This window comes from Actinacidiphila paucisporea, from assembly GCF_900142575.1.
In the GTDB taxonomy this organism is placed as follows: domain Bacteria; phylum Actinomycetota; class Actinomycetes; order Streptomycetales; family Streptomycetaceae; genus Actinacidiphila; species Actinacidiphila paucisporea.
Map to the genome: position 1 here is coordinate 85,529 of NZ_FRBI01000027.1, position 23,537 is coordinate 109,065.

Consider the following 23,537-nt stretch of genomic DNA (forward strand, 5'->3'; position numbering starts at 1 on the left):
AGGCCACCACCCCAACCGCCAACGAAAGGCACTCGATATGAAGCCCCAGACCAGCAGCCCGACCTCGAATGTAAACCCCATCAAACGGAATTCCCCGGGGGTCAAAACGATTTACCAGATCACGCATTCCTGCGGACATATGGCCGAGCGGGACCTCGGCGGCCGGCGGGCCGACGAGCGCGCAGGGTTCGCACGCTGGCTGACCGAGCGCCCGTGCACCGAATGCTGGAAGGACGCCCACCAGAGCGACGCCGCAAGCACGCGGGAGTGGCTGGAGACCAAGCGCGCCGAGGAACAGGCCGAGTCCGAAGCCTGGTCAGCGCGGTACCGGATGCCACCGCTGGAGGGCACCGAGCGCGCGGTCGCCTGGGGTGTCCGCTGCCGGCATCAGATCCTGGCCGCCGCCTACGCCGCCCTCGTCATCGAGGGCGACATCATCGAGGCGGAATGGGAGGCCACGGAGGACAAGGCGCGTACCGTCACCCGCGCAGGTTGGTGGATCGACCAGCGCTCCTCCGAGCCGGGTGATCTCGCCGAGCTGCTCGACGCGGCAACCGACGCCGACCGCCCGACCGAGAACCCGTATTTCTGACCCGCTCTGGTGCCCCGCCTCGGGGCGGGGCGCCAGGCGCCGCCGACGCTCGTGATCACGGCTGTATCCGGTGGGGCCTTCCGGCCTCTCCAGCAACGCCAGCGAGGACATTCGGTGTCCGGCCGCGAGCCCCGGTCGGCGCTTTCACACGGTCTCGTCGGCAGGAATCTCTTCGAAGAGCCGTCCGAAATACTTGCGCGTGATCCTCATGCGCTTGGGAGGCGGTTTGGGCCAGCCCTCCTCTCGGGCCTTGTCCGCCCACCTCTGCGCCCAGCCACGCCATAGGTACGCCGGATCGTTCTTCTTGAGCCTCCAGAAGTGCTCGAAGAACCAGTCGCGACGCGCTTCATCCTCAAGCTCAGCCTTGACCCCTTCGATGCGCGCTATCACTTCGTCGAAGTCGTTGTCGAGTCTTTCACGCATCCACCAGATGCCCTTGTCTCCATGGGGGTACGGACTCGCCTCCGCAGCATGGCGCAGATATGCAAGCTCCGCCACCCACGCAAGTACCCCTTTGGCGCTCTTATTGACGTTACAGGGCTCACAGGCCGGCACGAGATTGAGCCAGTGCTCCGACCCGCGGCCCTTGAACGGCACAACATGGTCAACCACTTGCGACTCGGCGTGATCGCAGTAGACACAGCGCCCCATATTGGCGATCAACACCATCAGCCTGATCCACATTTCCTGCTTCTTGCGGCTCAACAGCCCTCCCCCTGCTCCCAGAAACCGTAGCGGGCACCACTGACAGCGGAGGACAGGGCGCTGGCTTCTATCACCGGTTTCCGGACGGGCCAAATCGCGGATCGCGCGGATTCTCTCTCCCGGTAGCCCATCCACGGGCTCGTTCTTTCGCTTCGCCCGGAGAGGTCAACGCCGTGATCGCCCACCTTCAGCGCGCCAGCAACACCGCCGGTCTGCTCGCCTACCTCTACGGGCCGGGCGAGCGCGGCGACCAGAGCAACCCCCGCGTGGTGGGCGGTGACTGCCACGGCGCTCCGATCGGCCTGCTCACCCACGCCGACACCCTGCCCTACCTGTCCCACGCCCTGGACGCGCCCGTCGAGCGCCTCGGCACCCGCGCACCGGAGCGGCCGGTGTGGGTCTGCTCGGTCCGCTCCGATCCTCGCCAACGCGATCTGTCCGACGCCCAGTGGGCCAAGGTCGCCCGCCGGGTCGCAGCGGTCACCGTCGCGCCCGGCGGCGATCCAGACGCCTGCCGCTGGATCGCCCTGCGCAACCAGCCCCGCCAGGTGCACGTGGTGGCGACCCTCGCCCGCGAGGACGGCCGTCTCCACAACGCCTACCGCGACGCCTTCCGCCTGCAGACCGAGTGCCGGCGCATCGCCGCCGAACTCGGCCACCTGCCGACCACTCCCCAGCCCACGACCCCCGTACCGGAGAAGTCGATGCCCATCACCGTCACCATCGCCGCCGAGCCGAGCGGCAGCGTCGTCGCCCGTGGTGGCGACAGCCTCGCCAAATCTCTCCTCAACCACGCCGGATTCGCCTACGCCAACGACTGGCACGGCCCCCGCCACCGCCTGCCGACCTCCATGGGACGGGAGCAGCAGGCGGCCGTCGCCTCCCACGCCGCGCAGATGCTCCGCGCCGCCCGGTACGCCGTCGACCTCGACCCCGCTCTCGACACCGCTCCTGCCGACCCGCAGTCCCTCGGCGGCCAGATCCTGGCCATCATCGACCGGATCCGGGGCGCCCAGAGCGGTGCCGAGCTGGCAGGCGCGCTCGACCCGCTCCTTCACGGCGAGTACGGCGTGGTGGAGCGGGTGCGGGAGGCGCTGGAGGCGGCCGGGGAGCAGATCAACCTGGACGACGAGGCGCACCAGCTCGCCGACCGGTTCGGGTTCGCCTCCGAGTTCATCACCGCAGCGCAGGGCGAACTCCTCGGCGCGGATGAGGAACTGCGCCGGATCGCTGTCCCCGCGCACGAGCACGCAGCGGCGCGGTCGGCTGCGGTGTACGACGCTCGCAGCGCCGCGCTGGCGACCTCGCCCGCAGCAGCCCAGGCGTCGGCGGGGAACTCTATCCCCTCGGTGTCGGCCGTGGCGCCGCCCGCCGGCCCGGTGCGCGACTCCGCTCCCCGGACCCGGTGACCGGGGATGCGCTCCATGCCCGACCTCCGCCGCTCCGGCAGCCTGACGCTGCTGTACCTCATGCGGGCCGCCGACGCCCTGGCCAGCACCACCGCCACCTATGCCATCCCGCTGCTGGTGCTGATCACCACCGGCTCCACCGCCCTGACCGGCATCGCCTTCCTGCTGGAATGGACACCGCGCCTGGCAGCCTTCACCTTCGCCGGTGCCCTGGCCGACCGCTTCGGCGCCGCCCGCGCCTTCCGCATCACGAACTTCGCCCGTGCCATCCTGGTCGCCCTGGCTGCCGCACTGCTGACCGCCCTGCCCAGTGCCGGAGCCGCGACAACAACGGTTGTCCTGGTGTTCGGAGCCGTGTCCGGGCTGCTGGCGGAAGTCTCCTTCGTCGCGGTGGAGACCCTCGCCGCCGAAGCCGGCCGCCGTCTGGACGTCGAGGTACATCGTCTGCAGGCCGCGCAAACCGGCATCGACCAAGGCGCCGTACTCGTCGGCCCGCTGCTGGGCGGTCTCCTGCTGCTGGCCGGCCCGAGCGTCCTGCTGGCCGTGGTCGCGCTGTTGGCGATGACCGCAGCCGCCGCCACGCAGGACGACAGCGTCCCGGAGGAGGGACACCGTGCGCCGAGCAGCCTGGTCACCGGATGGCGGACCCTGCGCCGGACTCCGGCACTGGCCTGGCTGATCGGCGGACTCGCCGCCTCCAATCTGGCCAGCGGAGTGCTCCAGGCAGCAGCCCCGATCACCGTCATCCACCGCTTCCATTACTCCACCGCCGACGTCGGCGCGGTGTGGAGCGCCGCAGCCGTCGCCTCCCTGCTCACCGTGATCGCTGCCCGGAGGGCCATCGACCGCTGGTCAGTGTGGCCGATCGGCGCCGTGTCCGCCGCCGTATCCACCGCAGCCTGCCTCGGCGTCGCCCTCGCACCCGGCTTCCCCGCCTACACCGCCGCTGTCGCGGTGCTGATGGCCGCCGAAGGCGCACTCACCGTCGTCCTGCGCACCCTGCGCGCCCGCCTCATCCCACCCACCGCGTTCGGCTCCACCCTTGCGGTGACGATCATCTTGGTGCTGCTGCCACTGCCAGTCGCCGGCGCCCTGGTCGCGGCAGTGCCAGCCACGGGTCTTCCGCACCTGCTGCTGGCCTGCGCCCTGCTCCAAGGCCTGGTACTCGCCGCGTGCTTCGCCGGCCTGCGGCGCCACCGCACCGCCTGCGAAGCACCGCCCCCACAGGTACTCGCAGCGCACCGCACTGACGCGGTCCAGCCGGCGGACGCCTCGTGACCACCACCGTCCCGAATCCAAGCCCCGTTGCCCTGTGCCTTGTCTTTGTCCAACTCCCGCCTTCTGGAGGATTTCCCATGTCCCGATCGACCCGCCCGCTGCTGATCACCGTTGCCGGTACCGACCCGGTCTATCGCGGCTACTGCCTGGAGAGCGTCGTCGCCGGTTACGACGTCGCGCTGATCGACAGCAAGCCGCCGACCTGGCAGCAGCACCTGGTCGTCGACCACGAGGTCGCCGACACCCGCGACTCTGAGGCCGTCGTCGCCGCGGGCCTCGCGCTGGCCGAACGGCACGCCATCGCCGGGGTCGTCACCTGGGACGAATACTCCCTGGCACCCACCGCTGCGCTCGCGGCCCGCCTCGGCCTTCCCGGCAACACCGTCGCGTCGATGAACGCAGCGCGGAACAAGGCCGCCAGCCGCGCCCGGTTCGCCGAGCACGACGTGCCCTCCGCCATGTCGACCTGCGTGGACACCCTCGCGCATGCGACAGCGGTGGCGCACCGCACCGGTTTCCCCGTCGTCCTCAAGCCCGCCTCCCACGCGGCCAGCATCGGAGTGGTCCGCGTGAACCGCCCCGACGAGCTGCCGGCCGCGTGGGTGTTCGCCTCCGCCGGGGCCGGCGGCCAGGGCGCCGAGGGCTACGGCGTGCTGGTCGAGGAGTACCTTTCGGGGCCGGAGATATCCGTGGAGTGCGCCACCGTCGGCGGGATCACCACGCCGTTGGCCGTGACCCGCAAAGAGGTCGGCTTCGCGCCGTACTTCGAGGAGACCGGGCACACCGTCACCGCCGACGACCCGCTGCTGGCCGAGGTCGGACCCGTGGCGGTCCAGGCGGTGCGTGCGCTCGGCATCTCCGACGGGGTGCAGCACGTTGAGATGCGCCTGACCTCGACCGGTCCGCGGATCATCGAGGTCAACTCCCGTATCGGCGGCGACCTCATCGGCAAGCTGGTTCGTCTCGCGACCGGCCTTGACCTGCCCCGTATCGCCGCGGACATCGCCTGCGGGAACGTTCCCTCTCTTACTCCCACGAAGACCCGTACAGCCGCAGTCAAGATCCTCTACGCGCCCGCGACGGGCACGCTGACCACCCGGCATCTGCCGGTCAAGGCCGGCGTCCAGCCGCCGTGGCTGCGGCAGGTGTCCTGGCTGCACGACGCCGGCGACCACGTCGCGCTCCCCCCGATCGGGGACGCGAGCACCGCCCGCGTCGGGTTCTTCATCGTCACCGCGGACAGCCCGGCCCGTGCCCACAGCCGTGTCGCCGACCTCACCGGGCGTCTCACGTTGACCGTCGTCCAGCCCCACACCACGTGAGCCGGAGGACATCGTGACCGAGTACTACAGCAGCATCGGCGAAGCGATCGGTACTGCGATGGCCCACAACATCCGCCTCGCCCACCGCAGCCTGCCCACAGCGAGCGTCGATGCGCCAGCTCATGCCACCAGCTCTGGCCCGGACCGCGGAGCGCTCCATGAAGGGCGCCTCCCGACGCTGGATTCCGACATCAACCGGGCTGATCACTACGGCGTCGACGTCGTGATCTTCCACTGGGAACGGCAGAGCATCCGGGCCGATACCCGCACCGGCATCAACGAAGCCGCCTGTGAGGTCTTCGAAGAGCTGGGCTTCGTCGAAGTCAGCGCCCCCGGCCTGACCAGCCACGAACTCACCGCAGACGGACCCTGGCCCGTGCACCAGGCCCACTGCACGGCAGCTGCAGGCGCGCTGGCCTCCGCCGGCTTCACGGTGATCCTCGACCCGGACCTCGATACCGACCTGCAGGTTCCCGACGTCATCGCCCGCTACCGGCCCTCGCTCCCGGACGCCGCCGCCCTCACCTCACCTGCCGCAGCAGGCCGCGACACAGCCCACACAGAGCAGTCCGCGACACCAGTCCCCCCGACCGCCACGTCCCCCATCCACCGCACCCGCTGAGGAGCAGGCCCCCTGTGATCCGCACCAGAAGACCCTCCCGCCGCCACCGGTCCGTCCTGCCCACCACCTCCACCTGGACTCCGCCATGCCCACTCCGCGCACACGCGCCCCCTCGACCACCACCGGCACCGACGCACTCCTCTACCTGCTGTTCGGCATCCTCGGTGCCGCCCTCGCCTTCGGCTCCCTGGCCTGGCTTACCGGCAACCTCACCAATACCGCTGTTGGCGGCCCTTGGGCACCGTTCCACGCCGCCGACGCCCTGGTCCACCCCGATGCGCTCTGGCCACACCTCAGCGGTACCGCCGTGCTGATCGGCGCCCGGATCGTCCCCGGATTGCTCACCGTCGCCCTCGTCATCAGCGCCTGCGTCCTGTGGCTGCGCATACACGGTGGCGCCACCAACGGCCTGGCGCGCAAAGCGGATCTCGCCCCCCTGCTGACCAAGGAGATCACCGCCAAGGCGCAGGGCCTGCGGCCGAGCCTCGCCGACCTGGAGGGTAAAAGAGGTCGCGCCCGCTGACCGCGGCATCCTCCTCGGCACGCTTTCCCCCGGCCGGGCGGAGGTCCGCGCGAGCTGGGAGGACGTCCTGGTCGCCATCATGGCCCCCCGCTCCGGGAAGACCTCCGGCCTGGCCATCCCCGCGATCCTCGCCGCCCCCGGCCCGGTCCTGCTCACTTCCAACAAAGCCGCGAACGACGCCTTCACCGCCACGGTGGACGCCCGCACGGCCGTGGGCACGATCTGGACGCTGGACCCGCAGCAGATCGCCCACCACCCGAGGCGGATGTGGTGGGACATCCTCGCCGACGCCCGCGACCTGGCCGGAGCCAAGCGCCTCGCCGGGCACTTCGTCGCCGCCTCGGTCGACGAGTCCGCCGGCTCCGACTTCTGGTCCACCGCCGCATCCAACACGTTGGGCGCCCTCTTCCTGGCGGCAGCCTCGCACCGGCGGCCGATCACCGATGTCCTGGCCTGGCTCGCCTCACCGGCCGACCGCACCCCGGTGGATCTGCTCACCGACGCGGGACACGACGCGGTCGCCGCCCAGCTCCAGGGCACCGTCTCCGGCGCCACCGAAACCCGTGACGGCATCTACGAGACGTCGAGGCAGTACGCGAGCTGCCTGCTCGATCCGGACGTCGCCGCCTGGGTCACCCCGGCCAAGGGTTTGCCGCAGTTCCGCCCGGCGGCGTTCGCCACCTCCCGCGACACGCTGTACCTGCTCAGTAAGGACGGGGGCGGCTCCGCCTCAGCGATCATCGCCGCTGCCGCCGACGCCGTGATGCGCTCGGCCGTCGTCGTCGCCGAACGCTCCGGCGGCAGGCTCGACCCGCCCGCACTGTGCGTCCTGGACGAAGCGGCCAACGTGTGCAGGATCTCGGATCTCCCGGACCTGTACTCGCACTTGGGCAGCCGGGGTGTCATCCCGATGACGATCCTGCAGTCCTACCGGCAGGGCCAGAAGTGCTGGGGCGAGGCCGGCATGGACGCCCTGTGGTCCGCCGCGACCATCAAGGTCATCGGATCGGGCATCGACGACGCCGACTTCGCCGACCGTCTGTCCCGGATGATCGGCGACCACGACGTGCAGACGACCTCGGTCAGCACCTCGGAGTCGGGCAAGTCCACCTCTGTCAGCATGCGCACCGAGCGGATCCTGCCCCCTGACGCGATCCGCGCCCTGCCCAAGGGCAAGGCTCTGCTGTTCGCCACCGGCATCCGCGCCGCGATGCTCGACCTGCGCCCCTGGTACACCGAACCCTCCGCCAAGGCCATCAGCCCGGCCTCGGCCGCCGCCACCCAGGCCATCACCGAACGCGCACTCGCCAAGGCCAGCCTGGGCCGCGACGACTTCGAGGCGGCGTCATGAGCGCACTGCACCTCGTACCAGTGCGTGCCCGCGACGCACGCGACTTCATCGCCGCCTGGCACCGCCACCACGCCCCCACGATCGGGCAGTTCTTCGCCGTCGGCGCCGCCGACAACGAGGGTGTACTCCGGGCGGTCGCTGTGGCCGGCCGCCCCGTGGCCCGCCACTTCGACGACGGCGCAACCCTCGAAGTCACCCGCACCGCCAGCGACGGCGCCCCCAACGCCAACTCCCTGATGTACGGGGCATGCTGGCGGGCGGCCAAGTCCCTGGGATACCGGCGGCTGATCACCTACACCCAGGACGGTGAGAGCGGCGCAAGCCTGCGCGGCGCCGACTGGAAGGTGATCGCCCACCGCCGCCCCAGGCCAGGCTGGCACACCCCCTCCCGCCCGAGGACCTCACACGGCACCGACCACATCGCCCGCACCCTGTGGGAGGCGCCGTGACCACCGCATCCACAACTCCCGCGCTGCGAGTCCTGTCGCTGGGCGCGGGGCAGTCGACCAGCCTCCTGCTGCTGGCCGCCGAAGGCCGCCTGCCCAAGCTGGATGCGGCGATCTTCGCCGACACCGGCTGGGAGCCCCGCGCGGTCTACGAGCACCTCGACCGGATCGAGCGCGAAGTCGCCCGGCCCGCGGGCATCCCCATCCTGCGGGTCTCCTCCGGCAACATCCGCGACGACGCGCTCGACCCGGGCAAGCGGTTCGCTTCCATGCCCTTGCACATCCTCAATGCCGATAACGGCATGGGCATGTCACGTCGCACAGGGCAGTACAAGATCCGGCCGATCAAGATCCAGGTGCGCGAGTTGCTCGGCCACCCCTACCCGAAGCGCATCCCCAAGGGGACCTTCGTCGAGCAGTGGATCGGCATCAGCACCGATGAGTTCCACCGGGCCAAGGACACCGACGTCGCGTACATGCGCAACCGCTTCCCGCTGATCGACCTGGGCCTGTCCCGGGCCGACTGCCAGCGCCTGCTGCGCGAGCGGGGCTTCGGCTCAACGCCCAAAAGTGCGTGCCTTGGTTGTCCGTACCACGGCAATCGGCAGTGGAGGACCCTGCGCGACACCAGCCCGGAGGAGTGGGCGGACGTCGTGGAGTTCGACGCCGCGATCCGCGCGGGCAACGCACGGGCCAACGCCGACGGCAAGCCGCTGCTGGGCACCGCGTTCCTGCACCGCAGCCGTGTGCCGCTGGACCAGGCCCCGATCGACCACGTCACCGCGCACGAGCGGGCCGCCGCACAGGACAACCTCTCCGATGCCCCGGCGGAGGCCGAGGCGGAGTTGGAGCTGGGTGAGCCGGACGGCTGCTCGCCGTGGTCGTGCCGCTCCGGCGTCCCCGTTCAGGACGACTTCGACACCACCGCATGACCACCCCTTCCCCCTTCCTGCCTGTTGGAGCGCCCATGTCCTCCCCCGTTTCCTCCCCCGCCTGGCCCTTCGGTGATCTGCCGGTCATGCGGCGCGGCGGCCGGTGGCTGCTGACTGCAAGTGCCGGCAGCGTTCCCGCCGACCGGGCGTTCGCCGTCGAGCTGGACCGCTTCGCGGTGGCGATGGCCGCCGCCGACCGGGCCGTCGCCGCCCTGCCCCCGCGTTCCGGGGGCCGGTGATGAGGCCGCTGCTGCAGGCCGAGCAGGCGGTACTCGGCGCGGTCCTGCTCGATCCCGGCCAACTCGACCACCTCGACTGGCTGGAGCCGGAGCACTTCTACCGGCCCGCCCACCAGGCGTTGTTCGCCGCACTGCGGCACCTGCGGTCGAAGGGGCAGCCGGACCTGGCCGCCGACGGCACGGTGCCGCTGGCCTGGGTGAGCGACGCCGTCGCCGAAGCCGAGCGGCACACGCGCGGCATGACCGCGGGGTACGCGCACACCCTGGTCTCGGCCTGTCCCCGCCCCGAACACGCCCCGGTCTACGGGCGGATGGTGTTGGAGGGCGCCATCCACCGCACGGTCACCGAGCACGCAGTGCGCCTCCATCAGATCGCCCGTGCCGACATGGTCCGCGGCGAAGTCGACAACACCCTCCACCACGCGGACGTACTGGCCGCCGTGCTGGATGACCTCGCCCGGCGCTGGGGCACCGAACCGCGCCCCGTCACTCCCGCGCCTCCGATCCTTTCCGCCGACCCGCTGCCGACCCGGGCCCAGGCGGTCTCGGACGACGAGCAGTTGCTCCTGGCGGCCCTGACCGAGCGGCCGTCCGGCATGGGCGAGGTCGTCGGCTGGCTGCGGCCCCAGGACTTCGCCGACCCCGCGCACGGCCAGCTCTACCGCTGCCTCGGCGCGCTGCACCACCGCGGCGAACCCATCGACCAGGTCACGCTGCTGTGGGAGGCACAGCGGCGCGGCCTGCTCGCCGACGGCACCGTGACCGGCGAGCAGATCACCGCGATCTGCCAGGGTGTCGGGCCCGGCAGCGCCCAGTGGCTCGGCGAGGAGGTGGCCCGCTCGGCGCTGCTTCGGACCGCCGCCGCCACCGCCCGCACCATCCGCGACCTGTCCGCCACCGACGCCCTGGCCCCCGGCCAGCTCATCAACCAAGCCCTTGCCGCCCTCGGCGTCCTGGCCGAGGTCCGGCAGCGCTGGACCACCGGCACCCGCCCGCCGGCACCGCCCGCGGTCCGTAACGAACCCGCCGCCGGGCCGACCCCGGCCCAGGTCCGTGCCGCCCGCGCCCGCAGCACCCCGCCCGCCCCAGCACCCGGGGCACCCGCCACACCCCCTGCCGTGCCGCCGGTGCGTCCGCCTTCCCGGAGCCACACATGAATCAGCCGCACCAGCCGGACACCGAACTCGACTTCCTCGCCGCTGAGTTCGATGCCGTGCTGCACTCCCTCAGGGCCCAGGACCCCGCCGCGCACCGCCTGTCCGGGCCCCTCACCGCCGTCGTCGACCTCACCGCCCGCCTCGGTTCCACGCTCCACGACGCCCACGCTGAGCTGGCCGGATGCGCACCCGCTGACCGCTCCTCCCTCGCGGCCACCGCAACGGAGCTGTGCCACGCCGTCGGCGCCGCCGGGCGGGCGGTCAGCGCACTGGCCGCAGCCCAGAACGCCCACCTGTTCATCGGCCACTTCGCGGACCGGTACGGCCACCCCGACGCGGACACCGCCATCGCCCGCGCCCGGATCGCCGCCGCGCTCACCACCGCCCGCGACAACCTGACCGAGACCAGCGGCTACCTGCGGCACCTGACGGGTACCGATACCGCCGGACAACTCCTGCGCGCCGCCCGCGCCCGCAGCCGCCAGGCTGACGGCGCCGCCATGGGCAGCGCCGCCGTATCCCCCGCCGAGTCCAGCACGCCCATACCGCCGAACCCGGCGCGCAGGCGTTGACGCACCGGCCATCCGCGAGACAGCCCCGGCCGGACACCTGTCACCCCAGCCCAAGTGGCCCCACCCGCCATCAACTCCCAGAGGAACATGCCATGTCCAGCACCACCGAGGCCCTGGCCCTGTACGACACGGCCAATCAGATCGACCGGCTCAACTTCCACCTGCGCGCCCTGGACCGTGGCCCTGTTGTCCCGTCCCTGAGCGAGGTGTCCTTGTACGTCCATACCCTGGCCACGATCACCCTTTCGGTCAGTGACCACGTCAAACACCGTCTGACCGATGGGAGGTTCGCCGCAGACGGGAAGAAGGCCGTCGAGGCGTACAGCGCCGCCCTCCCTCCGCTGGGCGAGGCCGTGACCGAACTCGGACGCGCGCAAGCCGAGATCGCGCACTTCAACTTCACCACCCGCCCAGCCCACTTGAACAATTCGTCGGTCCTTAAACACTCCCGCCTGCAGGCAGGCGAGATCATTACCGGCTGTTTCGAGGCGGCCGACGAGATTCTCAAGTCCGTGGCCGACGATCTCCGCACCTCAGCAGGCCGCCTGGCAGCGTCCCCCGCGCACGCAAACGCACACGCACACGCACAGGCCACCGCCCGCTCGCCCCACGCCTCCCGGGCCGGACAGAGCGCCCCGGGACCTGCAACCCCGCCGTCCCCAGCGCCCTCAGCCGTGGCACCCGGCACCGCGAAGGGCCGCTGACATGCCCGCCCAGTCAGCGGCCGGGCCTGCGATCGGCAGCCTGTGCTCCGGGTACGGCGGCCTGGACCTGGGGGTGCAGGCCGCCCTCGGCGGCACCGTGGCCTGGCACGCCGAGATCAACGCCGACGCCTCCCGCGTCCTGGCCCGCCACTGGCCCGGCGTGCCCAACCTGGGCGACATCAGCGTCGTCGACTGGGCCAGCGTGCCCCGGGTGTGCGTGCTGACCGCTGGCTTCCCCTGTCAAAGACGTCTCGGTCGCCGGCCGCCGCGCCGGTCTCAACGCGCACACCCGCTCGGGGCTGTGGCTGCACGTGGCCCGTGCGGTCGAAGCCCTCCGCCCCTGCCTGGTGGTGATCGAGAATGTCCGAGGACTCCTCACCTCACCCGCCGCCCATCCCGCTGGCGACGTGGAATTCTGTCCGTGGTGTCTGGGAGACGACCCAGCCCAGCCTGCTCTGCGGGCACTTGGTGCCGTACTCGGCTCCCTGGCCGACCTCGGGTACGACGCACGGTGGCTCGTGCTTCGCGCCTCCGACATCGGAGCCCCACATAGGCGCGAGCGGGCCTTCCTCGCGGCCTGGCCCGCCGGAACCCCTGCTCAAAACACCGACGTCGAACATCGCCTCGAACGGCGGGAGCCAGCATCCGGCGAAGAGGAAGAGCGGTGGTCACGGGCCCAACCTGGCCGACGAGGTGGAGTGGCTGCTGCCGACCCCGAAGGCGTCGGACGGGATCAAGGGCTCGCCGAACCAGCGGCACGGCAACGGCGACCTCACCCTTCCCTCGGCGGCGGCCTCTCTGCTGCCCACCCCGAGGGAGAGCGGCACCGGCATCCCGGGGCGGTGGCCGGACAGGGGCTGGCGGCCACCGCTGTCGGCAATGGTCCTGCCGCTGTGGGCGGAGACAGGTCCGGATACGCAGGGAGGGGCGGGCGGTGGGGGCCGTACGGCGCCGCCATCACCCGATGGGAGAGCCTCACCCGCCCCGCACCAGCACCCACCGACGACGGCGGGCGGCTGCGTGCGGAGTTCGTGGAGTGGATGCAGGGGCTGCCCGCAGGCTGGGTGACGGCGACGCCCGGTCTCGGCCGGCCTGCCCAGCTCACCGCGCTCGGCAACGGCGTCATCCCCCAACAGGCGGCCCACGCAGTGAAGTTGCTTCGCCCGCCGTTCCCACGCTGCCCCCGCTGCACCCGGTCGTAGCCGCATTACCGCCTTTTCCCGGACCGGCCAAATCCCCGATTCTCCGCATCCTCTTCCCCATGCCCACTTCCTCACCAAGGAGCACCGCCATGGCCTCCAGAAGAACCCCGCCCCCGCGCGCACCGCCTCCGACCTGCTCCCCCATCCCCCTGGAAGCGCCATGTCCGATCCCACCACGGCCACACCCGAACCCGAGCCGTTCCGCGTCGCCGACGAGAACCTCGACGACCTCGCCAGCACGCTGGCCGCGACCATGGCCGAGGTCCGCCAGCACGGCGTCATCCTCGACCGCCTCGGCTCCGAACCCGAGCCCCCTACCCCTGACGAGCCGGCCGACAACGCCGGACCCGATGACGTGGCTGCCGACCCCACGCCGGACAGCGGCCCGGCCAGTGTGTTCATCCTGGCGCTGGGCGGCGAGGCGTACGCCACCGAGCTGGCCGCGCTCGCCGGCTGGGTGCACTACCTGTTCCTGCCGATCTACGGCCGGGAGATCAGCACCACCCGCCCGTGGTGCGCCAAGTGGTACGAGCACCCCGAGGCCGTCGCCCGGCTGCACGCCCTGTGGCTGGCCTGGCAGCAGCTCACCGACGCCGAGGCAGGGCTGTCCGGTCCCTCCACGTGGCACCGCGACCACCTCGACCACACGCTGCTGCAGTTGCGCGCTCCTGACGGGCCGTTCGCCGCATGCACCACCAGTCCGGCCCGCCCGACGCACCGCGTGCTGGCCACTCCGGCACCCGTGACCGCGGGCGGTGCTCAGTGACCGCCGAAATCGACTTCGCCCTGGACGACCTCGGCCCCGCCGACCTCGCCTCCGAGCAGGCCGAGCGCGTGCTGTGGTTGGGTGACCTGACGGTCCTGGCCGAGCACCACACCGCTCCGCACGCTTCGCACAGTTACGTCGTCGCCCACGACACCTCCGCCACCTGGGGTGTACCGGGGGCGCCGCAGATCGTTGCGATCAAGGTCGCCCGCGACTTCAGCTTGGGCACCTTCACCCTGGAGTCCGAGTACCACGCCAGCGTTCAGTTCGCTCAAGCCTGGCTGATCGAGCGCGGCTGCCCGCCCGAGAAGATCACCTTGGCCGAGGGCGACTTCGTGGAAGCGGCCGACGAGCAGACCCTGCGGGTGCAGCAGATGATCCGCGAGGGCGGGCGGCGCTGGGACGTCATCGACACCTGGACCAGGGACTCCGCCCCGTGCGAGAACTGGACCCTGGTGCGGGACAGCGGCGCGGCCGTGGACCCGGTCCGGGTCTTCCTCGAAGTGGTCGATGAGAAGGCGCTCACCTACACCGTGCGCGAGGGCGCGTTCCCCGACGAGGACACCGCCCGGCACTGGCTGGAGAACCGCAGCACCCCGCTGCCGCCGGCGCCCGATGAACAGCCCGACGCAACCGCTGTGCGTGCCCGCGCCGCCCTGTCCCGCTCCGCCGGCTACGCCGGCCCGCGGGTGGCCTGTGGCCTCGACACTCTGCCCGCCGCTTCGCCTCTACCGGTCCAGCAGCCCGGGTCGGGGAGGTCGCTGTGACCTTCGCCCGTCGTGCACGTCTGCCCGAGCTTCCTCCCTCGGCTTCCGGGAGCATCGCATGATCTTCGACTTCCGGCTTGAAGGCTTCGCAGCAGCCGACGCCGAGTCCAGCCAGACCCACAGCGGCGCCTGGGACTGCGACATCACCGTCCTGTCCGAGTACCACCACACCACGGGCACCGATTCCGTCAGCTACTACGCCGCCTATGACCACAATGCGCTTTCCCTCGCGGGAGACGAAGCACCGCAGATCGCGACTCTGCTGGTGACCCGCGACCTGGCGCGCACCATCTACACGATGCGGGCCGAGTACCACGCCAGCCTGCCCTTCGCGCAGGCGTGGCTGGTGGAACGTGGCTGTCCCCAGGACGTGTTCGAGCACGACAGCGACGGCACGATCGGGCCCGCTGACGAGGCGACTGCCCTCATTGGGGACCGGATCCGTGCCTCCGCCAGCCGGTACAGCGTCCTGGACATCTGGACCTTCTACGACGAGGACAGCGGGCTGGCCCGGGAACGCGGAACGCTCGCCCGCGACACGCTCGCACAGCGCAACCCCATCCGTGTCTTCCTCGAACTCCACGGCGCGAACCGGACCTACACCGTGCGCGAGGGCGCGTTCCCCGACGAGGACACGGCCCGGAACTGGCTGGAGGATCGCAGCACCCCGCTGCCACCGGCGCCCGAAGACCACCCTGCCGCCGATGCCCGGCGTGAGCGCGTCGCGCTCGCCAGGTCGAGCGGTGCTCCGCGTGTCGAGGCGTGCGGTCTGGACACCCTTCCCGCGCCGTCCACCAGCACGGTGCAGCAGCCGGGTCCGGGGAGGTCACGGTGAGTTTGCCCCGCCGCGCCTTCGCAGCGCATCCCGACGCTCTGGCCGACCTGCGCGCTCTGCCCGAACCCATCCGCGACCAGGCGCTGCTGCACCTGCAGGACCTCGTCAACGGCGAACTCGTCGCCAAGCGTCTGGAGGGCCGGCTCGAAGGGTTCCACAAGGTCATCCTCGGCGTGGGTTCCGACTGGGCTTCTCATCGGTTGGTCGTGCACTTCCGGCCCGCGCCGGCCACCTCGAAGCACGAGCGCGAGGTGTACCTGGTCGCCGCCGGCCCCCGCGCGGACTACGCGGTCTACCGCACCGCCCAGCACCGCACCGGCCGCACCCAGACCCCGCCCCCGGACCCGGCAACCGCGGCCCGCATCCGCGCCGCACGAGCCCGCTCCCCCCACGCCGCGAGCATCACCTCCGACACATCCACGGCGTCGGTCGCGTACAGCACCAGCACACCGACCGCCGCACGAAAGGCCGTCCGATGACCACCGACCGCACCCCGCTGTCCCGCGCCGAGCTGGCCGATCTGCTCACCGGCGCCGCCCACAGCATCTCCGGGGTCCTGACCGCCGAGTACCCCACCCCGGCTGCCCGCTCCTATCTGCACCCCGTACTCGGTGCACTGGCCGCCGGCCCCGTCGTTGTCGGCGAGCTGACCGACCGGCTCGAAGGGTTCCTGGATGAGCCGCTGCCCGCCACCCCGGCCGGGCTGTTCACGCTCGCCTCCTACGCTGCCGCTCTGGGCTGGCTGGCCGAATCCCTGGCCGAGCTGACCGACGCCGTCGACCGGATCTGCACCCTGGTCGGCATCCCCGACGCGCCGCCCGGACTCGTCCCGCTGCTGCCCCGGGAGGACGGCACGGCGGAAACGGCGGAAACGGGATTCGGGTTCAGCGTGCTGGAGCTGGCGGCTATCCGTGCCGCCGCCGAGTCCGCCGGGCTGACGTCCAGCGAATACGTGGATGTGCTGGCGCGGTCGCTGCTGGCCGCGGCCCGGATCACCGACGCCTGCATGGAGATCGCCAGCGGCCTGGCCGAAGACGCGGCGTACGTGCTGGGTGAAGCAGGCGGCCACCTGCGGATCGGCGAAGGCCCGGACAGCCTGCCGACGCTGGTGCGCACCCTGCTGACCCGGATGGAGGCGGCCCGGTGAACCCCCACGACCCCGCCGTCCGGCCCGGCGCGCACCTGGTCGCCGCCGAACTCGGCATCGAGGACCCTCGGGAACTCGGCGAACGCCACGAACCGCAATCGCCCCTGGACATGGTGGGCCGGCTCGTCGCCACCTCCGCGCACGAGGTCGACGACCTGCACGGCGACCTCACCCGCGCCGCGCAGACCGCGATCACCTCGCTTCAGCCCGTCGTCGAGGGCAAGCCCCCACTGGGGCGCGGTTCCTACGGGCTTCTGGGCGCCACCGGCCCGCTGCTCGAAGTCCTGGCCGGCCGCCGAGTCTCGGCCTACCAGCATCTACTCGGCGCCGTGTCCGCCTACCGACGACTGCTTCCCGAAGCCGGCGACGCAGCCGCCGAGAGGCTCGGCCTTGAACTGGAGCGAACGGCGGAAGAGGCGCCGGGCCGGGACGACGACTGGGCCGTCGCCGGTGATCGGCAGCTTCAGGCCCTGCGGGCGGTCGAGCGCGGCGGGCTGCGTTTGAAGCTGAGCGCGCTGTCCGAGCAGGACCGGTACCTCTCCGACGGCACCGGCATCCTCATCCCGATCTGGGCGCAGACCGTCGAGCGGATGATCACCGACGGCCTGCTCGACCTCGACACAACCGCGACGCCCGCCCATGGACAACTCCTGTCATTGACCGCGCTGGGCCGGGAAGCCCTGCGGGCTGCCGATGACGCAGCGGCCGCAACCGGTACCGGCCCCGAGGCCGACGCCCGCGGTGACGCCAACCCGGCTCAGGCGGCGGCCGGTTCGGACCTGACTGTCGATCCGCTGCCCACGCGCGAGGAGCTGCTGGCGCTGGAGGAGATCAAGCACGGCGCAGTGCTGCTGAAAGAGCGCGCCTTCCGGTCAGGGCTGCGCGTGGAGACCGGCTCGGGTGCACGGATTGCCCCCACGACAGTGGAGGCGATGCAGGAGCGGGGCTGGACCGAGCGGGACGAGAGCACGTCGCTGAACTTCGGCCAGCAGCTGTCCCTTACCAGCTCCGGGGAGGCGGCCTTCCGCGCCGGATGCGCCCAGGACCCGCGTACCACCGCCGCCCTCAGCCGCAGCACCCCAAATGTCCTCCCCTCGCCCCCTGCACAGCCACCTCCTGCCGGTCCCACGAACCCGACCCGCTCCCGCTGACCTGAACGAAGGAAACGCCCATGCCCACCACCGCCTTCCACACCCGCCGCCTGGTCGAACACCGCTACGGCCGCCCGCTGGAGCACCTGCAGGGCGAGGTCGCCCGCCGCCGCTCCACCGATCCCGTCCTGCCGATCGTGCTGCGCCGCCTGACCGATCTGGAGCAGACCAGCGAGCAAGGCCGCGCAACCCGCGCTACCTTGCGCAGCGCCCTGCAGGACGCCGTCGCCGACGGCAGCGCCGGGGACGACCGCCTGCGCCCCTACATCGCCGAACTCATGCGCGTGGAGCAGCAGGAGCGGTCCCAGGCCGAAGCACTGTGGGACCTGCTGGACGTCCGGCTGCTGCTCGACCAGCCCGCTGCCGCCCGCCTCCCGTTGTCCCAGCAGCCCGGTCGTGCTCTCAACGACCAGGACGTGACGGACGCCGCCCGCCGGGCCGCCGCCTGCCTACCGCGCCTGACCCGCGACGGGCTGCGCCAAGCCCTGCGCGACCGCGGCATCCACATCAGCAACCGCCGCCTCGGGGCCGTCCTCCAGCAGCTCCGCGCCGAGCGCACCCGCTGAATCTTCCGCTCATCTTCACGCCTCCCGACCCTTTGGAGTACACCGTGTCCACCCTCGCCCAGCCCAGTACCTCGCGGACCGGCGCCGCCCACGCCCAGCGCGTCGAGGACGCGCTGTCCCTGATCGCACCGAAGTGGACCAACTGGGTCGTGCAGACGCTCGCCCAGGCACGCCAGCCGATGCGGGTACGGGAGATCGCCCGCCAACTGCCCTTCGTCAGCGAGCAGCTCGTCGGCAGGCGGTTGGCCCAGATGCACGCCGACGGCCTCGTGACCCGCAGCGAAGACTTCCGAGCGCCGTACCAGCTCAGCGGGTTCGGCACGTCGCTGGCCCCGGTCCACCAGGCCCTGACCGACTGGTCCCACCAGCACATTCACTTCCCGCCGGGCGGTGTGGCCGGTGCCGAGCGCGTCGAGGATGCGGTTCGCCGACTGCACCTGCGCCACACCACCGCCGTGATCCAGGGCCTGGACGCCGGACCCATGCGGTTCGTCCACATCGGCGAGGCGGTTGGGCTGGACGACCCCTACACCCGGCAGCGCCTGGTCCGTCTCCAGGCCGACGGCCTGGTCGCCCGCGCCGGCCTCCGGCACGGCGACCCTTACACCCTCACCGCCGCCGGCCGCGCCCTGGGTCCGGTCTACGCCGCCGTCGAGCACTGGAGCGACCCGACCGCCGCTGTCCTGCCCGCCGCCACTCCCACACCGGCCGTGATCCGTACCCAGAACGCCATCGCGGCCCGCCCGGACGGCATACGCACCGCGGCGGCCCTGCGCCGCAGCTCCGCCGCGCCGAGCGGCCTGTTCAGCCACGCGCCCGCCCCGCAACCGCGGGTGCCGGCCACTATCACCGCCCAGTCCTCCCCCGCCCGCTGCAGGTGACCGCCATACCCAAAACCAGAACCAGAACCAGCGTCCCGCCGATCGCGGCCCCGCACGCCGCTCACGACGGCGCGCGGGCCCCTCCTCACTCCGGAGCAGGTCCTCATGAGCACCCCGCAGCCGGACGATCACACACCCGGCGGTCCGCTTGACCACCACACCACGGTGTCTCTCTGCGCTGTCCGACGACGCACGACCATCGAGAGGACTTCCCCATGCCCACCGAACGCCCCGTCTCATGGACCCCCGCCTACCCCGCGCTGTGCCAGCTCCTCGACGCCGCCATCGAGGCAGCTCGCACCAGCCCGCGCCCCACCGCGGACGTCACCGCGCTCCGCCGAGTCCGCCGCGACCTCGTTCAAATGGACAACGGCCACCTGCCCTACCCCGACAGCCAGCTCGTATGGAGCCCGCACGCCGCCTTCCGTCTCGTCCGCCAGATCATCACCGCGGCTCCGCTCGGACACCCAGCCGTAGGCACAGTGCTCCGACTCGCTGCGGACATCGCCGACCAGAACGCGGCGGCCCGCACCACCGCCACGTCCACGAAGGAGAGCTGAGGCTCAGTCAGCCGATCGTGTCGTCGCGGTGGCCGTCCCCGAACCGGGCACCCACCGCGCGGGCCAGCTCCTCCACCGTCATCTCCACCCGCCGCCCGTCCGCAGCCCGGCGCTCCACCACCGCGTCCGCCGCGTCCTCCGCCGGGGCGGTGAGATCCACGGCCCACTGGCCATCGGCCACCATCACGATGTCGCCGACCGTCCACGGCCGCCCGGCGGCTCGGATCTTGCGCTCCAGCCCGGCGCCGTCCCAGTGTCTGCCGCCCTGCTCCGCCATGCGCTTCCCCTCCGGCCTCGTACGGCCGTGCGCCGCAACCCCGTTACGACAACCGGCCGCCCCGATCCATTCCCCGCCGAGCCGGTTCTCCTGTGATCGGGTCCAGTTCGCCCACGGCAGACGCGATCCCTCCGGAAAGGACTACGCACTTCGGCAGACCCCATGTCAACGTACAGGTGTCGGGAAAGCCGCAGGTCAGCGAAGGGACCGTCCCGTTTTGAACACCACCGGCAGCAACCTGCCCGCCCTCTTCCGCCCCGTCGTCGCGCAGCGCCCCTCCCTTGCCGGCGACGGTTACGCGGAGCCCGTACTCAGCCTGCTCGGCGAACGCGGCTGGGCACTCGTGGACACCCCGGAGGCCAACGTCCACTGCACCAGCCCGGACGGTCGGGTCTACGTCGGCTGGCTGCCGGAGGACCGGACCGCCTGGCGGCGCGGCATCGTCTGGACCGTCCGGGCCGCCCCCACCGAGGGCGAGCCCTGGGTGCAGGAGTTCGGCCCGGACGTGCCGAGCCGGGCCGTAGCCGGATTCCTCGAAGCGCTGACCGGCCACGCCGACCGCTGACCCACCGGCGGTCCGGCCACCGGCCCGGCCGCCCCTGCCCACTGCCGCCCGCGCGAAAGAATCGCCCTTGCTCTCACACGCCACCCACCGGCTCTGCGGTCCCGCCGTCACCGTCTTCGGCCTCACCCTGGCGGCCACCAGCCCGGTGCACAGCACCGGGTTCGTGCTCAGCCTCGTCGTCACCGTCAACGGCCTGGTGCACACCTGGGACTACGCCTACGAGCAGTCCCTCACCCGCGACAGCGACATCGTCGCCCTCCTCGCCGCCCTGCCCGACGGAGCCTGTCTCCCCGAGATCAGCCATGCCATGGGCACCCGCCACGTCGACACCGCCCGGTCACTACTCCGCCTGCTGCGCACGGGCCTGGTCACGGTGGCCGACGAGAGCGCGCCGATCGCGGAACGCCTGTTCCTGCTGGCTTGCTGAAACCCGTTCGCCATTGGTCGGCCCCGCACCGGGCCGACCAGCCCCTGCCCGAGAGGACCTCCGTGGCCTTCCGCGCCCCGCTGACCAACCACCACACCGACGGCACCCTGTGCCCACCTGAGCACAAGCACACCAGCTCAGGCAAGCCACTCCACCCCGGCTGCCCCGATCGCGCCTACACCCAGGCCGTCTGCTCCTGCGGGCAGTGGCAGATGCAGCAACCCGGCAAGGGCTACGTCAACGAATCCCGCCGCCGCCACCTCGCCACCCACCGGATACCTGCGGGCCCGTTGTTGCGCGATGTCCTCCCCTTCAACATGCGCTGACGCTCCACCCCACCGCTTTGCCCCGGCCTGCATCCCGCTTCTCGGAGGTTTCCGTGCCCCAAGACCTGACCGTCGGCTACCTGATCCAGCAGCTCCAGGACCTCGACCCCAACCCGCGGATCCGCCTCGCCATCAATCCGGACTGGCCCTTCGCCCACTTCCTCGGCACAAGCATCGTCATCAGCGACGGTGTCGCGTTCCTCGCAGAGGACGGCCAGGAAGGCTACCTCCCGCCCGGGATCCGTAACGCCCTCGCCTGGACCTGAACCCGCCCGACCCACCGCCCAGGAGACACCTATCCCCACGCGACCTCTCGCTTCCGGCACGCTGCCGCTGCGCACGCTCGCCCTTCAGCCGATGCCGACCGATACCGGCGGCGCGCTCGTCCGCCGTATCTCCGGCCTCCCCGACGGACCCCTCGACGTGGTCTGGCTCCCCACCAGCGGCACCAGACTTCCGTTCGGTCGCATCCGCCTACACTGGGAACCCGCCTCCCACGCAGGCTGGATCGTCCATGCCCACCTCGGCCTGGCCACCACCGAGGTGTTGCTCGCCCGCTGGCCCGCCGCCCCCGACGACTGGCCCGACCTGATCCGCCCCACGCTGTACGAGGTCGCCGGCCTCTGCCACGCCCTCGCCTACGCCACCACCGCCCTGAACCTGTCCAACCAGTTGGCCGACGCCTGACTCCCCGACCGCGACCGCAGAAGGCCGCCCCGTGCCCACCGGCAGGGGCGGCCTTGCCGTGTGGACACGATGTCCCCCGAAACAGCGGGTCCCCAGTCTCTCAAGCGCTCAACGTCCTCCCTTGAATAGGAATGTTGACCCTTCTGGCCACCTGGCAGCCGCGGCGGGTACACACTTCTCTCCGTGAGTTCGCTGGACACGCTTGCTGACGTCAGCAAGATCGCGGGTGGGGTGGTGGCGGCGATGACCGTCATGAGGACCGTCACCGGTTGGTGGCGTACGGGGCCGGGCAGGCGGCGCGTCTGGGGCAAGGACTTCGCCAAGCTGGCGCCCCACGTGCGGCCTGAGTACGTGGAGGCGCTGTTCGGCGCGCCGGCCTTCGAGCTGCTGGTGGACGCGCAGCGCCTCACTGGCGACGGCGTTTCGAGCGAGCTGGAGTGGAGTGACTTCACGGTCACCGAGCGGGTGTGGCCGCTGGCGGAGGACGGGTACCTCGTCACCTGGAGCAGCGTTTCAGAGGTACACGCTTACTCGCTTACGACGACGAGCCACAGCTTCAAGCCGAGAATTCGCGTTGGCTCGACCTGGTTTTCCAACGGCGAGTTCACGAACGTCAGACTGGGCCGCACGCGGCTGACTGACCTGTCAAGAGCGCTGAACCACACCTCCATTCACGAGGTCGCATCGTGGAAGGGCGCACGTCGGCACGACTACTACGAGAGTTACTACTTCGGAAACGCCGGCAACTACCAGACGTGGTCATGCGGGGTCTCGGGGGCCGGGTACTCGGCTGGCGAGGCAGGCGCGATGGACAGCCTCGGCCCGGACGGCTCGCCTTCCTGCGGGGTGACCTCATCGAGCAACTACCCGCGGAGCGGCAGCGGGAGCTGGCCCACTTCCGTGCGCACGCGGTCGTGAACAGCGTGATGGTGCAGGGTATGGCGCCCTTGCGTTTTCTCCCGGAGCGACCGCGCAGCGGCCCCGACTACGACTTGGTGCGTACCCTGGCCAAGCCGCCGGGTGTCCTGGACCGCCGTCGGCACCGCCGTCGGCTGAGGGAGCTGGAGAGCACCGAGCCCCGTCGTCTGGCGTGGCTTCCCCGGCCACACCGCCAGGGGTCGGAACCCGCAGAACGTGCGCGGGTCACGTCTGGCTCTCAGCCGCCCTCGGCCTGAGTCGCTGTTGTCGTTCCGACCGTGCGGGATGCGGTTCGAACCGGGGTTCCCGTTCAGGTAGTGGTTGCGGGGTTGGCGCATAAAGGTGGGGCCTTCTGAACAGTTCGGTGGTGTCGAATCAACGAACAACGTCAGGAGGCCCCGGTGTTGGAGTGTTCCGTGTCGATGGCAGGGCAGTCCAGTTCCGTCACCCCGGGGTGTGACTGCCTGGCGCACCAGTTCGGAAACGCCGCCGACAACGGCACGCGCCGGGCCCGGTACCCGTCGGACATGACGGAGGCGGAGTGGGTCGTGGTCCGGCCGCTGCTGCCGGTGCCGGGCTGGATGCGGGGCCGGGGCGGGCAGCCGGAGGC

At 71.4% G+C, this 23,537-nt stretch carries 30 protein-coding genes and 2 pseudogenes; 30 read left to right on the forward strand and 2 right to left on the reverse strand.

What is annotated here, in order from left to right; all coding sequences use genetic code 11:
• The first annotated feature begins 37 nt into the window (after positions 1–37).
• On the forward strand, positions 38–592 hold the full coding sequence (locus BUE44_RS29400; RefSeq protein WP_235002579.1) for a hypothetical protein: 555 nt from the start codon (positions 38–40) through the stop codon (positions 590–592).
• Between the two features lie 144 nt (positions 593–736).
• On the opposite strand, the gene BUE44_RS29405 is transcribed toward BUE44_RS29400, so the two are convergent.
• Positions 737–1,297 (reverse strand): HNH endonuclease, encoded by a 561-nt coding sequence (locus tag BUE44_RS29405; RefSeq protein ID WP_143172613.1) that lies wholly within the window; start codon positions 1,295–1,297, stop codon positions 737–739.
• Positions 1,298–1,470: 173 nt separating this feature from the next.
• On the opposite strand from BUE44_RS29405, the gene BUE44_RS36775 reads away from it, so the two are divergent.
• From BUE44_RS36775 to BUE44_RS29515, 22 genes and pseudogenes are all read left to right on the forward strand, one after another.
• Entirely contained in the window at positions 1,471–2,706 is a 1,236-nt protein-coding gene (locus BUE44_RS36775) for a hypothetical protein (RefSeq protein WP_107415876.1), read from the forward strand.
• A gap of 15 nt (positions 2,707–2,721) precedes the next feature.
• Positions 2,722–3,984, forward strand: coding sequence for an MFS transporter (locus tag BUE44_RS29415; protein WP_235002581.1), 1,263 nt, complete (start codon positions 2,722–2,724; stop codon positions 3,982–3,984).
• Between the two features lie 77 nt (positions 3,985–4,061).
• Positions 4,062–5,306, forward strand: a complete 1,245-nt coding sequence (locus tag BUE44_RS29420) for an ATP-grasp domain-containing protein (RefSeq protein ID WP_073502053.1) — start codon at positions 4,062–4,064, stop codon at positions 5,304–5,306.
• A gap of 13 nt (positions 5,307–5,319) precedes the next feature.
• A complete protein-coding gene (locus BUE44_RS29425) occupies positions 5,320–5,928 on the forward strand; it encodes a hypothetical protein (RefSeq protein WP_073502054.1) in 609 nt (202 codons plus the stop codon).
• 85 nt (positions 5,929–6,013) lie between these two features.
• Positions 6,014–7,802 (forward strand): annotated as a pseudogene (locus tag BUE44_RS29435) (type IV secretory system conjugative DNA transfer family protein).
• On the forward strand, positions 7,799–8,251 hold the full coding sequence (locus BUE44_RS29440) for an XF1762 family protein (protein WP_073502057.1): 453 nt from the start codon (positions 7,799–7,801) through the stop codon (positions 8,249–8,251). The pseudogene BUE44_RS29435 and the gene BUE44_RS29440 overlap by 4 nt, the downstream one beginning before the upstream one ends.
• 38 nt (positions 8,252–8,289) lie before the next feature.
• The gene (locus tag BUE44_RS29445) at positions 8,290–9,180 is read left to right on the forward strand and encodes an adenine nucleotide alpha hydrolase family protein (protein ID WP_073502089.1); all 891 of its coding nucleotides are present in this window, start codon (positions 8,290–8,292) and stop codon (positions 9,178–9,180) included.
• 35 nt (positions 9,181–9,215) lie between these two features.
• The gene (locus tag BUE44_RS29450; protein ID WP_073502058.1) at positions 9,216–9,419 is read left to right on the forward strand and encodes a hypothetical protein; all 204 of its coding nucleotides are present in this window, start codon (positions 9,216–9,218) and stop codon (positions 9,417–9,419) included.
• Positions 9,419–10,576 (forward strand): DnaB-like helicase N-terminal domain-containing protein, encoded by a 1,158-nt coding sequence (locus tag BUE44_RS29455; protein WP_073502059.1) that lies wholly within the window; start codon positions 9,419–9,421, stop codon positions 10,574–10,576. The genes BUE44_RS29450 and BUE44_RS29455 overlap by 1 nt, the downstream gene beginning before the upstream one ends.
• Positions 10,573–11,148 carry a hypothetical protein gene (locus BUE44_RS29460; protein ID WP_073502060.1) on the forward strand — a complete coding sequence of 192 codons (576 nt, stop codon included), beginning with the start codon at positions 10,573–10,575 and terminating at the stop codon, positions 11,146–11,148. The genes BUE44_RS29455 and BUE44_RS29460 overlap by 4 nt, the downstream gene beginning before the upstream one ends.
• 92 nt (positions 11,149–11,240) lie before the next feature.
• On the forward strand, positions 11,241–11,852 hold the full coding sequence (locus BUE44_RS29465; protein ID WP_073502061.1) for a hypothetical protein: 612 nt from the start codon (positions 11,241–11,243) through the stop codon (positions 11,850–11,852).
• 1 nt (position 11,853) lies between these two features.
• Positions 11,854–12,027, forward strand: a pseudogene (locus tag BUE44_RS39410) (hypothetical protein); the annotation flags it as partial.
• Between the two features lie 52 nt (positions 12,028–12,079).
• Complete coding sequence (locus BUE44_RS29470) at positions 12,080–13,054, forward strand: DNA cytosine methyltransferase (protein ID WP_107415877.1); 975 nt, start codon at positions 12,080–12,082, stop codon at positions 13,052–13,054.
• Between the two features lie 160 nt (positions 13,055–13,214).
• Entirely contained in the window at positions 13,215–13,820 is a 606-nt protein-coding gene (locus tag BUE44_RS29475) for a DUF4913 domain-containing protein (protein WP_073502062.1), read from the forward strand.
• A complete protein-coding gene (locus BUE44_RS29480) occupies positions 13,817–14,587 on the forward strand; it encodes a glycosyl hydrolase (RefSeq protein ID WP_073502063.1) in 771 nt (256 codons plus the stop codon). Before BUE44_RS29475 ends, BUE44_RS29480 begins: the two co-directional genes overlap by 4 nt.
• Before the next feature lie 58 nt (positions 14,588–14,645).
• Entirely contained in the window at positions 14,646–15,422 is a 777-nt protein-coding gene (locus BUE44_RS29485; protein ID WP_073502064.1) for a hypothetical protein, read from the forward strand.
• Positions 15,419–15,901 (forward strand): hypothetical protein, encoded by a 483-nt coding sequence (locus tag BUE44_RS29490; RefSeq protein ID WP_073502065.1) that lies wholly within the window; start codon positions 15,419–15,421, stop codon positions 15,899–15,901. The genes BUE44_RS29485 and BUE44_RS29490 overlap by 4 nt, the downstream gene beginning before the upstream one ends.
• The gene (locus tag BUE44_RS29495; protein WP_073502066.1) at positions 15,898–16,569 is read left to right on the forward strand and encodes a hypothetical protein; all 672 of its coding nucleotides are present in this window, start codon (positions 15,898–15,900) and stop codon (positions 16,567–16,569) included. The genes BUE44_RS29490 and BUE44_RS29495 overlap by 4 nt, the downstream gene beginning before the upstream one ends.
• Positions 16,566–17,720 carry a hypothetical protein gene (locus BUE44_RS29500; RefSeq protein WP_073502067.1) on the forward strand — a complete coding sequence of 385 codons (1,155 nt, stop codon included), beginning with the start codon at positions 16,566–16,568 and terminating at the stop codon, positions 17,718–17,720. Before BUE44_RS29495 ends, BUE44_RS29500 begins: the two co-directional genes overlap by 4 nt.
• A gap of 20 nt (positions 17,721–17,740) precedes the next feature.
• Entirely contained in the window at positions 17,741–18,286 is a 546-nt protein-coding gene (locus BUE44_RS29505) for a hypothetical protein (protein ID WP_073502068.1), read from the forward strand.
• Between the two features lie 44 nt (positions 18,287–18,330).
• Positions 18,331–19,167, forward strand: coding sequence for a winged helix-turn-helix transcriptional regulator (locus BUE44_RS29510; protein ID WP_073502090.1), 837 nt, complete (start codon positions 18,331–18,333; stop codon positions 19,165–19,167).
• A gap of 215 nt (positions 19,168–19,382) precedes the next feature.
• Positions 19,383–19,727, forward strand: a complete 345-nt coding sequence (locus tag BUE44_RS29515) for a hypothetical protein (RefSeq protein ID WP_073502069.1) — start codon at positions 19,383–19,385, stop codon at positions 19,725–19,727.
• Between the two features lie 7 nt (positions 19,728–19,734).
• Here BUE44_RS29515 and BUE44_RS29520 read toward each other — a convergent pair whose 3' ends face one another.
• The gene (locus BUE44_RS29520; RefSeq protein ID WP_073502070.1) at positions 19,735–20,004 is read right to left on the reverse strand and encodes a hypothetical protein; all 270 of its coding nucleotides are present in this window, start codon (positions 20,002–20,004) and stop codon (positions 19,735–19,737) included.
• Positions 20,005–20,221: 217 nt separating this feature from the next.
• Here BUE44_RS29520 and BUE44_RS38910 point away from each other — a divergent pair, with 217 nt between their 5' ends.
• From BUE44_RS38910 to BUE44_RS38915, 7 genes are all read left to right on the forward strand, one after another.
• Positions 20,222–20,569: a DUF317 domain-containing protein gene (locus BUE44_RS38910; RefSeq protein WP_073502071.1), complete on the forward strand. Its 348-nt coding sequence runs from the start codon at positions 20,222–20,224 to the stop codon at positions 20,567–20,569.
• 67 nt (positions 20,570–20,636) lie between these two features.
• Complete coding sequence (locus tag BUE44_RS29530) at positions 20,637–20,996, forward strand: hypothetical protein (RefSeq protein WP_073502072.1); 360 nt, start codon at positions 20,637–20,639, stop codon at positions 20,994–20,996.
• Between the two features lie 62 nt (positions 20,997–21,058).
• The gene (locus tag BUE44_RS29535; RefSeq protein WP_073502073.1) at positions 21,059–21,322 is read left to right on the forward strand and encodes a hypothetical protein; all 264 of its coding nucleotides are present in this window, start codon (positions 21,059–21,061) and stop codon (positions 21,320–21,322) included.
• Between the two features lie 53 nt (positions 21,323–21,375).
• On the forward strand, positions 21,376–21,588 hold the full coding sequence (locus BUE44_RS29540) for a hypothetical protein (RefSeq protein ID WP_073502074.1): 213 nt from the start codon (positions 21,376–21,378) through the stop codon (positions 21,586–21,588).
• A gap of 91 nt (positions 21,589–21,679) precedes the next feature.
• Positions 21,680–22,009 (forward strand): esterase, encoded by a 330-nt coding sequence (locus BUE44_RS29545; protein WP_073502075.1) that lies wholly within the window; start codon positions 21,680–21,682, stop codon positions 22,007–22,009.
• Positions 22,010–22,192: 183 nt separating this feature from the next.
• Complete coding sequence (locus BUE44_RS29550) at positions 22,193–22,927, forward strand: ETEC_3214 domain-containing protein (RefSeq protein ID WP_073502076.1); 735 nt, start codon at positions 22,193–22,195, stop codon at positions 22,925–22,927.
• 401 nt (positions 22,928–23,328) lie between these two features.
• Positions 23,329–23,537, forward strand: a 209-nt coding sequence (locus BUE44_RS38915; protein WP_235002583.1) for a transposase, incomplete at its 3' end; no start/stop codon positions are given.

What these genes read in the sequence shown, in the direction of transcription:
- BUE44_RS29400 (WP_235002579.1), top strand. Translation starts at nt 38, where the DNA reads ATGAAGCCCCAGACCAGCAGCCCGACCTCGAATGTAAACCCCATCAAA.
- BUE44_RS29415 (WP_235002581.1), top strand. Translation starts at nt 2,722, where the DNA reads ATGCCCGACCTCCGCCGCTCCGGCAGCCTGACGCTGCTGTACCTCATG.
- BUE44_RS29420 (WP_073502053.1), top strand. Translation starts at nt 4,062, where the DNA reads ATGTCCCGATCGACCCGCCCGCTGCTGATCACCGTTGCCGGTACCGAC.
- BUE44_RS29440 (WP_073502057.1), top strand. Translation starts at nt 7,799, where the DNA reads ATGAGCGCACTGCACCTCGTACCAGTGCGTGCCCGCGACGCACGCGAC.
- BUE44_RS29450 (WP_073502058.1), top strand. Translation starts at nt 9,216, where the DNA reads ATGTCCTCCCCCGTTTCCTCCCCCGCCTGGCCCTTCGGTGATCTGCCG.
- BUE44_RS29455 (WP_073502059.1), top strand. Translation starts at nt 9,419, where the DNA reads ATGAGGCCGCTGCTGCAGGCCGAGCAGGCGGTACTCGGCGCGGTCCTG.
- BUE44_RS29460 (WP_073502060.1), top strand. Translation starts at nt 10,573, where the DNA reads ATGAATCAGCCGCACCAGCCGGACACCGAACTCGACTTCCTCGCCGCT.
- BUE44_RS29465 (WP_073502061.1), top strand. Translation starts at nt 11,241, where the DNA reads ATGTCCAGCACCACCGAGGCCCTGGCCCTGTACGACACGGCCAATCAG.
- BUE44_RS29475 (WP_073502062.1), top strand. Translation starts at nt 13,215, where the DNA reads ATGTCCGATCCCACCACGGCCACACCCGAACCCGAGCCGTTCCGCGTC.
- BUE44_RS29485 (WP_073502064.1), top strand. Translation starts at nt 14,646, where the DNA reads ATGATCTTCGACTTCCGGCTTGAAGGCTTCGCAGCAGCCGACGCCGAG.
- BUE44_RS29495 (WP_073502066.1), top strand. Translation starts at nt 15,898, where the DNA reads ATGACCACCGACCGCACCCCGCTGTCCCGCGCCGAGCTGGCCGATCTG.
- BUE44_RS29505 (WP_073502068.1), top strand. Translation starts at nt 17,741, where the DNA reads ATGCCCACCACCGCCTTCCACACCCGCCGCCTGGTCGAACACCGCTAC.
- BUE44_RS29515 (WP_073502069.1), top strand. Translation starts at nt 19,383, where the DNA reads ATGCCCACCGAACGCCCCGTCTCATGGACCCCCGCCTACCCCGCGCTG.
- BUE44_RS29520 (WP_073502070.1), bottom strand. Translation starts at nt 20,004, where the DNA reads ATGGCGGAGCAGGGCGGCAGACACTGGGACGGCGCCGGGCTGGAGCGC.
- BUE44_RS29545 (WP_073502075.1), top strand. Translation starts at nt 21,680, where the DNA reads ATGCCGACCGATACCGGCGGCGCGCTCGTCCGCCGTATCTCCGGCCTC.